Origin of the sequence: Nodularia sp. UHCC 0506, assembly GCF_034931045.1 — a bacterium.
Taxonomy (GTDB): Bacteria; Cyanobacteriota; Cyanobacteriia; order Cyanobacteriales; family Nostocaceae; genus Nodularia.
In genome coordinates, this window is record NZ_JAYGHH010000013.1 from 22,573 (window position 1) to 32,261 (window position 9,689).

The following is a 9,689-nucleotide window of genomic DNA, read 5'->3' on the forward strand; positions in this document are numbered from 1 at the left end:
TCCGTGATACCGTATAAATTTTAATGATTGTCATTCCCCGCTTTTTCTCTGTGTAGGATAAAAGTATGGTTAACACTCGAACAAAGCTGACTCTAGAAGAATTTCTGAACCTACCAGAAGGCGATGTAAACTATGAGTTTATTGATGGTCAGTCCGTCCCGAAAGTGTCTCCAAAATTTTTTCATTCAACTTTACAAGCTGCTTTACTTGTTCTGATTCGTTTATGGTGTAAAGGCAAAGGCAGAGTAGGTACAGAATGGGCTGTTATTTTAAAGCGTCAAGGTCAAGATTGGGTTCCTGTTCCTGATTTAACTTATATTTCCTACGAACGTTTACCCGCCAGTTGGAAGCGGAATGAAGCTTGTCCAGCGATTCCCGAATTGGTAATTGAAATTATCTCCCCAGATCAAACTATAAAGGGATTTGAGGAGAAGGTGAAGGATTATTTAGCTGCGGGTGTATCCATCGTTTGGGTTGTAGACCCGGAAGCTATTAGTATTAGAGTTTTCTTACCTGATGGTTCGAGTCAAGTGTATACAGATAATATGCTGATTGTAAATACCCTACTTCCTGGTTTAAAGTTAACAACTAAACAGGTATTTGAAGAAGCAGATTTAATCTAATTTTTCAGACTGAATGCTGAATCATCAATTAAGTGCGATCGCATTCTGAGATTTACTCGCTAAAATATAAATTCCAAGCAGTAGCTTCGTATTTGAAAAGTGAGAAAAATTGTAGTTTTTCTAGTATTCTTACTTACCCTATTCAGCGTTCTGGGATTTTCTCAAATTTCTGCTTACATCGCCGAGAAGCGTCCTTTAATTACTTGTGAGGAATGGGGATTTAGTCAATTACAAAATGAACAATACACTCATCCTCAGAAGTTAGTAGTTCAACCTTGGCTCGGTCCACACAATGTCTATGCTATATTTCTAATTCCTAGTGGACACAGCACTGATGGTTTATTCACAGTCACAATACCTGGAACTCCCACTCGTTGCGGACGAATTCAGGATATTGGCAAGGTTTTATCTGGAGTTGATGAGCCAAAGTATTACACTATAAACAGGGGATATTTAAATACTCGGATTGCTTTGCAGTTAATTGCTCAAGGTAAGTTAAATCAATTGAAGGAACTAGATAATTGGCGGTTAGGTTATGTGAGGCGTTAGATGAGGATAAGATTTTAACGCAAAGCTTCGCGGAGGTTAGCGCAAAGGTTCGCAAAGGGGATTTTTGTGAGGGTTATAAGTCCATGACTTGGCGATAATGAGTTTCTATTTGGGCGACGGTTTGAGATTTGCGCTTTGTTTCCCATTGACTACGATTCATTAGTTCTTGTCGTAAATTATCTACGTCAATGGTGTTAATTTGATTTTTGGTGACGATTTGTTTCCCGTTTACCCAAGCACTATGGACAACGTTGGTGGGGCGACCTAATACTAATAAACCTATGGGATCTGTCCGGGGAAGTAATGATAAATTTGTTAAATCATACATTACTAAATCGGCTTGTTTACCTACAGTGAGTGAACCAATTTTGTCAGCTATATTTAGTCCTTTTGCACCTCCTAATGATGCCATTTCTACAGATTTTCTGGGTGTGATCCAGTTTTGATAGTCTGAATCTGTAGTATTGTGTAAAATAGAACCGATTTTGATGGCTTCTAACAGGTCTTGGGAGTCGTTACTAGAAGCGCCGTCACAGCCAAAAGTCACGTTTACGCCAGATTGGAGATATTTTAATATTGGGGCGATACCACTGCCTAAACGCAGGTTACTCAAGGGATTATGGACAACTGTTGATTGGGTTTGGGCGAGAATTTTAATATCAGCATCAGTTAACCAGACACAATGGGCTAAGGATGTGCGATCGCTTAAATATCCGATGCGTTGCAGATGTTCAACAGCAGTACAACCGTATTTTTCTTGGGCGAGTTTTTCTTGGGCTTTGGTTTCTAGTAGGTGAGAGTGACGACAAAGATCATAGCGATCGCTTAATTCAATACAGCCAGTAAATAAAGCATCACTACACAATTGTATCCCCGTTGGTGCAACTAAAATACTTATACCTGCTTCTGGGTGATGAAATTGTTTTACGGCTGATTCTATAATTTCTAATGTCGCCGCAGTTGAACGAAAATAAGGTTCATTATTCTGCACTAACCCACCTGAAGGTATACCGGCTGTGAGGGATTCATCTTGAATTAGGGGCGCAATAAAAGCCCGAATTCCCACTTCTCGATAAGCACGCACAGCAGTGGCGATGGTTTCTAATTCTTGTCCAGGAGTTAACACCAAATGGTCTACTACACTGCTTCCACCGGAAAGTAAAGTTTCTACGGCTGTTCCCAAAGCACTCAGATAAACTTTTTCTAAATCTAAGGGCGCAAAGTCATATAATTCGGCTAACCATAATTCTAAAGGGAAAATTGACATAATTCCCCGTTGCCACATTTCAGAGGAGTGGGTGTGGGCGTTAATAAAACCAGGGAGTAATAGTTTATTGCTACCATCAACAGCAGTACCAATGACATCTAAATTGGATGCTATGGCGGCTATTTTACCATCTACAACCTGCACATCTAAAGTTGCATAATCTTCGTTGGTGGCAATCAGAACGTTTTGAATCGTAAAAGTCACTTTATTTAACCTTAATTAAGTAATTAAACAAACAGTAGCAATTCAAGTTACAAATTTAAGAACTGTGTTGGATGTTGTAATTTATGAATCTGCCATTACGGACATTAGGAATTGCACCAAATGCGTGGAGTGTGAATCAGGCGATCGCAGATATTACTCGTCAACAAAAGACCCCACAAACCGTTATTCTACCAACGGAAACTAAAACTCTGCGCCTAGACTTGGCAAAAACTGCCATGATCATCATTGATATGCAAAACGATTTCTGTCACCCTGATGGATGGTTAGCGCATATTGGCGTAGATGTCACACCAGCCCGTCAACCCATAGCACCTCTAAATAGTTTACTGCCAAAACTACGTGATGCGGGTGTGCCGATAATTTGGCTGAACTGGGGAAATCGTCCCGACTTATTAAATATTAGTGCTGGTTTACTTCATGTCTACAACCCCACAGGAGACGGCGTAGGATTGGGCGATCCTCTCCCCAGCAATGGCGCTAAAGTCCTGATGGCGGGTAGTTGGGCGGCGGCGGTGGTAGATGAACTCCCACAGCTACCAGAAGACATCTGTGTAAATAAGTATCGGATGAGTGGTTTCTGGGATACGCCTTTAGATAGTATTCTACGGAACTTGGGAAAAACGACACTATTATTTGGAGGTGTCAATGCTGATCAATGTGTGATGACTACCCTATGTGATGCCAACTTCTTAGGATACGACTGCATTTTAGTTAAGGACTGTACAGCTACTACTTCTCCTGAGTATTGTTGGTTGGCGACGTTATACAACGTTAATCAATGCTTTGGTTTTGTGACTGATTCAGAAGCGATTTTAAAGGTGCTTCCTGCTTAATTGGGTGGTGTGTATGAGGAACTAACCGCAAAGTACACAAAGGAAGAAGGGAAGAAGAAGGAAATAAATGTGATGAGTGCTGAGTAGAGAGTATTTACCGTTATCAATTGTAAGGGGATGAATCTATGCACGCTACTAAATGTGTAATTCCTATTATCAAGTCTCCCAAGGACTATCAAACATATCGTATCAGTCCACAAGACTCAAATCGACTGGCGATTATTTTTGATTCCATCAATGCTAATACTTCTTTAACTTCCTGCATCGAAATTTTTGATGTGGGTGGACAAACACCACCAAATCGTCATCAATGGGCGGTAGAAATGTTTTTTGTCCTCAAAGGAGAAGGGGTAGCTATGTGTGATGGTAAAAGTGTCAAAATTCAAGCCGGGGATAGTTTATTAGTACCTCCAACTGGGACTCATTTAATTAAGAATACAGGAAATACGCGCTTATATACTTTAACTGTCATGGTTCCCAATGAAGATTTTTCCGAATTAATTCGCAGTGGTATTCCTGTGGAGTTAGATGCAGAGGATATGGAAGTATTAGGAAGACAAAATACGTTAATGCCTTGTTAAAAAAGTTCGTAGTAAGGACTTTAGTCCTTTCCATTTCATTCGCATAGATCCCCGGCTTCTTAAAGAATTTGGGGATCTGGACATTACGTTTTTTTAAGTTTGAGCTACTGATCATCACATTCACTCAAAATTATTTAACGCAACCAGAATTTTACCCACCATAATAGAATTAACCCTTTCGTGAAAATCGTCATGGAAACCCTCACCTTAAACATACCTCCAAGCGTAGGTTTAACCGATGAGCAGTTTTATCAACTCTGTATTGCTAACGAACCTTGGCAATTAGAACTTACCCAGACTGGAGAATTAATTATTATGCCACCAACAGGTGGAGAAAGTGGAATTAGAAACTCAGATATTAATACAGAACTCGGTTTATGGAATCGTCAAACCAAGTTAGGCAAAGTCTTTGACTCTTCGACTGAGTTTAAATTACCTAATGGTGCATATCGCTGTCCTGATGCTGCTTGGGTGAAGTTAGAACGTTGGGAAGCTTTAACCAAAGATGAAAAAAGACGTTTTCCGCCGCTTTGTCCTGATTTTATCATTGAACTGCGTTCAGAAAGCGATAGTTTAACTAAATTACGCCCTAAAATGCTGGAGTATCAAGAAAATGGTGCGCGGTTAGGTTGGTTAATTGATCCGCAAACACCTGCGGTAGAAATTTATCGCCCAGGACAAGATGTAGAAGTTTTGAATTTCTCTTTTGATCAACCTCCTCAACTTTCTGGTGAAGAAGTTCTACCTGGTTTTATTTTAGATTTGACGATTATTTTAAATCCATAGAGTCGGTTACAGAAAATACTCGTTTATTGTACAACGCCAAATCAAGCGCACCCAGCTATGGCAACACCTCAGTTAATATTGGTGTTTTATTTTATAAGTTATAAATAGAAGAAAAAAGGGCTAAAGCCCTGACTACGAACTATAAAGCTAGAAGCAGGGAAAATTGCTTTAGGTCAAATAAGATACAATATAATTTCTGATCGCAAAGAAAGCCTTTATGTCTGAATCCCAGCTAGACTTTTTATTACAGGTACTCCAAGCAACAGCAGATAGTAAGGGCGATGCCAGGGTAATAGACCCACTGCTGGAGGCAAACCAAGAGAAGCTAGATATAAACTTTGCTCAAGTTTTACGTAGTTGGGCAGATGTAACTCTAGCAGCATTGGAAATAGAAAAAACGCGCAAAAATACTGTAGTGGTGATCGGCAATTTCAGTAACTATATGCAGGAATTTCCCAGGGGAAACCGGGCAAATAATTTAGAAATTGCGATCGCAGGTTATGAAATTGTACTCACTGTTTTTACCCAGGATCGCTTTCCCTATGAATGGGCAACAACCCAAAACAATCTGGGTGCTGCTTACAGTCACCGCATTCAAGGAACGAAGTCTGAAAATTTAGAACTGGCTATTTTTTGCTACCAACAAGCACTGCAAGAATACGCACGCGATCGCTTTCCCAATGAATGGGCGAGAACTCAAAATAACCTGGGCAATGCTTACAGTCAGCGCATCCAAGGAAACAAAGCAGCAAACTTAGAAACTGCCATCTTTTACTACCAACAAGCACTACAAGAATACACCCCTGAAGCTTTTCCTCAAGACTATGCCGGAACTGCTTTCAGTTTGGGTTTGGCTTACAAAGTCGCTGAACGTTTTGCAGATGCTTATAACATTTTACAATCTGCCATTGACGTTCTAGAATCTTTGCCTAGTGACATTATTTCTAGCGGTCAAATTAAACAAAAACTGGCAAAAGAATGGCATGAACTCTATCGTTGCATGGTGGAAGTTTGTCTGGAATTAAAATACTATAACCAAGCAGTTGAATACATCGAACGTAGCAAAACCCAGAAATTAGCGTCACTGCTGACAAATCAAAGTTTACCAAAGCCGCACCCTTTGATCAGCTTTATTGAAATTCAAGGATTATTAGATAACCATACTGCAATTGTGCAGTGGTTCATCTTTGATGATTGCTTTCGGGCTTTTATCATTACTAAACAAAACCAAACGCCCCGCATCTGGAAATCTACTGCTGAAGATTTACAAGCCTTAGATAATTGGTATCACAGATATCTAGAAAATTATTCTACAAATCAATCTTTGTGGATAAATCAGCTAACTGCACAACTGCAAAAATTAGCAGATATTTTACATATTAATGATGTTCTCAATTTAATCCCAAATACTTGTAAAAGTTTAATTTTTATCCCCCATCGTTACCTACATTTATTACCGCTTCATGCTTTACCTCTGACAGAAAATAGAGAGAATTATCTGTTAGATAAATTTTCTGGAGGTGTGAGATATGCACCCAGTTGTCAACTATTAAAGTTTGCCAAAAACCGAGAATATCAGCCTCAAAAAAGCTTATTAGCTATCCAATATCCCCACGAAAATCGGCGTTATCCGAATCTGGAAGTTGAAGCAATTCAGGGTTACTTCAATTCCACTATTATTTTAGAAAAAGCACAAGTCACCAAACCAGCTTTATTAGAAGCCATTGCCAGTTACCCAGATGTGCAAGTCGTGCATTTTTCTGGTCGCTGCTATTTTGATAGTAAAAATATTAACTTAGAAAAATGTTTGACTTTAGGTGACATCTTCCCACTCAATTTACCAGAATGCCGCCTTGTAACTATTTCCGCCTGTGAAACAATACTTGCTAATTACGCAAGCAACAATGATGAGTATATTGGTTTACCAACTGCTTTTCTTCAAGCCGGCAGTTCTAGCGTAGTCAGTAGTTTGTGGTCTGTGAATGACTTTGCTACTGCTGTATTAATGATTCGATTTTACGACAATTTGCACTCTCTACCCGTTGCCCAAGCACTTCGTGAAGCGCAGTTATGGTTACGCAATGCGACGAAATCTCAGTTTATCCACTGGATGAAAAATCACTCGAAAATCAACGAACAACATCAGCAAACTATTCAGCAGTATCTTAAATGGTATAAACCAGATGACAAACCCCTCAACGAACCGGTAAATTGGGCGGGTTTCTGTGCTTTTTAACAAATTTTGCCTAAATCCTAATCATATTAGAGACTTCCAAATAAAAAAAGACTCAATCACCTAACGCAAAAAATCTCTCAAAGTCTCATAACTCTGTGTCCTCTGTGTCTCTGTGGTTCGTTTCTCCGTTGCTTGTGCCTAAATCCTAATCATATTATAGCGATCGCCTATCATAATCATGCACAAAATCCTACCCAAACAAACCGCCTCCATGCACACCCGTGACGGTATCCGCCTAGATGCAGATATCTATCGCCCCGATGCAGAGGGAGAATTTCCCGTTTTATTAATGCGCCAACCCTATGGAAGAGCGATCGCATCTACCGTTGTCTATGCCCATCCTATTTGGTATGCTGCACATGGCTACATTGTAGTTATTCAAGACGTAAGAGGAAGAGGCACTTCTGAAGGTGAATTTCAGCTATTTACCCACGAAATCCCTGATGGAGAAGACACCGTAAATTGGGCTGCTAAACTCCCCGGTAGTAACGGCAAAGTCGGAATGTATGGCTTTTCCTATCAAGGAATGACTCAACTATATGCCGCAGCTGCAAAACCACCAGCATTAAAAACAATTTGCCCAGCCATGATTGGCTATGATTTATATACAGATTGGGCTTATGAAGGAGGTGCATTTTGTTTACAAACTAACCTCGCTTGGGCAATTCAATTAGCTACAGAAACCGCCCATTTACGAAAAGATAAAACAGCTTATGAAGCATTATTTGCAGCATCTCGTAATTTACCTGTAACTAATCCCGAAATTCTCCAGCAACTCGCCCCAGAGTCATTTTATCATCAGTGGCTGGCATATTCTCATCCCGATACATACTGGGAAAAACTTTCGCCTAAAAACCACTTACAAAATGTTGATTTGCCCATGTTCCATATCGGCGGATGGTTTGATACTTACCTGCGAGGAACTTGGCATTTATATCAACATATCGTCGCCCACAGCACTCAACCCCAACATTTAATCATCGGTCCTTGGGCGCATTTGCCTTGGGGTCGCCAAGTCGGTGAAGTTGATTTTGGTGTTAATGCTGTCAGTCCTGTGGACAAGATGCAAGTTCGCTGGTTTGACCAGTTTCTTAAAGGTATTGATACAGGATTAATTGAAGAAGATCCTGTTTGCTTATTTGAGATGGGAAGCAATATTTGGCATAGTTATCCAACTATCCCTAAATCAAACCAGAAATCTTATTTTTTGTCAACCACCGGACTGGCTAATATCAGAGAAGATTCCGGAACCCTCAGCCCAAATCCCCAAGCCCAAATTCCCAATTCCTTTGATGTCTTAGTGCATGACCCTTGGCGACCGGTTCCCGCTTTGGGTGGTCATGCAGCACTGCCGGCGGGTATTTTTGAGCGATCATCGCTGGATTGTCGTGCTGATATTTTAACTTACACTAGCGCACCCTTAACCGAAAATTGCCATTTACTAGGGAATGTCGCGGTGGAAATCTTCTGTAGTGCCGATCAACCTAGTTATGATTTGTGTGCAGTGCTGTCAGAAGTGCATCCTGATGGCTGTGTGTATAACTTAACTCAAGGTTATGTCCATTGTCCCCCAGGTTCAGAAGACGCGCCGACCAAAATTCAACTGCAACCTATTTGTGCGCGAATTGCTCAAGGTAATGCCCTGCGTTTAAGTTTGAGTGCTGCTTGTTTTCCTGCTTATGCGATGAATTCTGGAAGTGGTACAGTAAGAAGTAGTGGGGAGTTGATGAATGCTCAGGTAATCACAATTACTGTAAATTGTGGAGATGATTTTCTTTCTCAAGTTTTGCTGCCGTTAAGAGTTAATTAAAAGTTTTTTCACGCAAAGGCGCAGAGGTGCAGAGAGAAAGAAGAAGAAGAGTTAAATTGATGGCAGCGAGTTTAGCAATTAACAGTAAAAATTGATTTACCGGATATTGAGCGAAATATCTGGATTGTTTTACTATGGAAGTAGAGGAAACAGATGGAAACTAAATTAACGGAACCATCAGCAGCACTCACCGAAATCCCTCCTGGCTATCTGAATATCATGGGTTATGTGGATGAGTCAGAGGTTAATGGCCCTGGAACTCGTGCTGTTGTCTGGGTTCAAGGTTGTCCCCGTGAATGTTCTGGCTGCTTTAATCCTGAGTCTTGGTCTTTTGGGATTAACCAATTAATTTCTGTTGATACTCTGGCTGAGAATATCCTCAGTAAACCTCATAATACAGGTGTAACTTTTTCTGGTGGAGAACCTTTTTGGCAAGCTAAAGCATTGGCTTCTTTGGCTCGTAAGCTGAAAGCTGCGGGATTAAATATAATGTCTTTTTCTGGGTTTACCCTTAAGCAGTTACAGTCTGCATCAGCACCACCAGATTCGGCTGCACTATTAGCAGAATTAGATATCTTAATTGATGGTCCCTTTGTGGAGTCTCTAGCAATTAATTCTCCCACGTCTTTGGTTTCTTCTAGCAATCAAGGCGTTAATGTTTTTAACCCAGATTTAGCAGATCAGATGACTTGGGCTAGTGACCAGATAGAAGTCCATATCCTTAAGGATGGTAGCAGGATTGTCACTGGTTATCAAGGTGGATTGAGTAAATAATTACT

9 protein-coding genes are annotated in these 9,689 nt (G+C 40.4%); 8 read left to right on the forward strand and 1 reads right to left on the reverse strand.

The window, feature by feature from the left end; translation table 11 throughout:
* The first annotated feature begins 65 nt into the window (after window positions 1–65).
* Window positions 66–623, forward strand: coding sequence for a Uma2 family endonuclease (locus VB654_RS10480; RefSeq protein ID WP_323213661.1), 558 nt, complete (start codon window positions 66–68; stop codon window positions 621–623).
* A gap of 99 nt (window positions 624–722) precedes the next feature.
* Window positions 723–1,172, forward strand: coding sequence for a hypothetical protein (locus VB654_RS10485; protein WP_323213662.1), 450 nt, complete (start codon window positions 723–725; stop codon window positions 1,170–1,172).
* Window positions 1,173–1,245: 73 nt separating this feature from the next.
* Here the strand turns inward: VB654_RS10485 and VB654_RS10490 are convergent, their stop codons facing one another.
* Window positions 1,246–2,643, reverse strand: coding sequence for an amidohydrolase (locus tag VB654_RS10490; RefSeq protein ID WP_323213663.1), 1,398 nt, complete (start codon window positions 2,641–2,643; stop codon window positions 1,246–1,248).
* A gap of 83 nt (window positions 2,644–2,726) precedes the next feature.
* Between VB654_RS10490 and VB654_RS10495 the strand changes: the two genes are divergently transcribed.
* The 6 genes from VB654_RS10495 (at window position 2,727) to VB654_RS10520 (ending at window position 9,684) form a co-directional block, all read left to right on the forward strand.
* A complete protein-coding gene (locus VB654_RS10495; protein ID WP_323213664.1) occupies window positions 2,727–3,497 on the forward strand; it encodes a cysteine hydrolase in 771 nt (256 codons plus the stop codon).
* A 125-nt stretch (window positions 3,498–3,622) separates the two neighbouring features.
* Complete coding sequence (locus VB654_RS10500; RefSeq protein WP_323213665.1) at window positions 3,623–4,078, forward strand: cupin domain-containing protein; 456 nt, start codon at window positions 3,623–3,625, stop codon at window positions 4,076–4,078.
* Between the two features lie 192 nt (window positions 4,079–4,270).
* Window positions 4,271–4,864, forward strand: a complete 594-nt coding sequence (locus VB654_RS10505) for a Uma2 family endonuclease (protein ID WP_323213666.1) — start codon at window positions 4,271–4,273, stop codon at window positions 4,862–4,864.
* 217 nt (window positions 4,865–5,081) lie between these two features.
* Window positions 5,082–7,100, forward strand: a complete 2,019-nt coding sequence (locus tag VB654_RS10510; RefSeq protein ID WP_323213667.1) for a CHAT domain-containing protein — start codon at window positions 5,082–5,084, stop codon at window positions 7,098–7,100.
* A 178-nt stretch (window positions 7,101–7,278) separates the two neighbouring features.
* Window positions 7,279–8,910, forward strand: coding sequence for a CocE/NonD family hydrolase (locus VB654_RS10515; protein WP_323213668.1), 1,632 nt, complete (start codon window positions 7,279–7,281; stop codon window positions 8,908–8,910).
* Window positions 8,911–9,063: 153 nt separating this feature from the next.
* On the forward strand, window positions 9,064–9,684 hold the full coding sequence (locus VB654_RS10520) for a 4Fe-4S single cluster domain-containing protein (protein WP_323213669.1): 621 nt from the start codon (window positions 9,064–9,066) through the stop codon (window positions 9,682–9,684).
* Window positions 9,685–9,689: the final 5 nt, after the last annotated feature.

Coding starts and splice junctions, on each gene's coding strand:
- VB654_RS10515 (WP_323213668.1), top strand. CDS start 7,279: ATGCACAAAATCCTACCCAAACAAACCGCCTCCATGCACACCCGTGAC.
- VB654_RS10480 (WP_323213661.1), top strand. CDS start 66: ATGGTTAACACTCGAACAAAGCTGACTCTAGAAGAATTTCTGAACCTA.
- VB654_RS10500 (WP_323213665.1), top strand. CDS start 3,623: ATGCACGCTACTAAATGTGTAATTCCTATTATCAAGTCTCCCAAGGAC.
- VB654_RS10520 (WP_323213669.1), top strand. CDS start 9,064: ATGGAAACTAAATTAACGGAACCATCAGCAGCACTCACCGAAATCCCT.
- VB654_RS10505 (WP_323213666.1), top strand. CDS start 4,271: ATGGAAACCCTCACCTTAAACATACCTCCAAGCGTAGGTTTAACCGAT.
- VB654_RS10510 (WP_323213667.1), top strand. CDS start 5,082: ATGTCTGAATCCCAGCTAGACTTTTTATTACAGGTACTCCAAGCAACA.
- VB654_RS10495 (WP_323213664.1), top strand. CDS start 2,727: ATGAATCTGCCATTACGGACATTAGGAATTGCACCAAATGCGTGGAGT.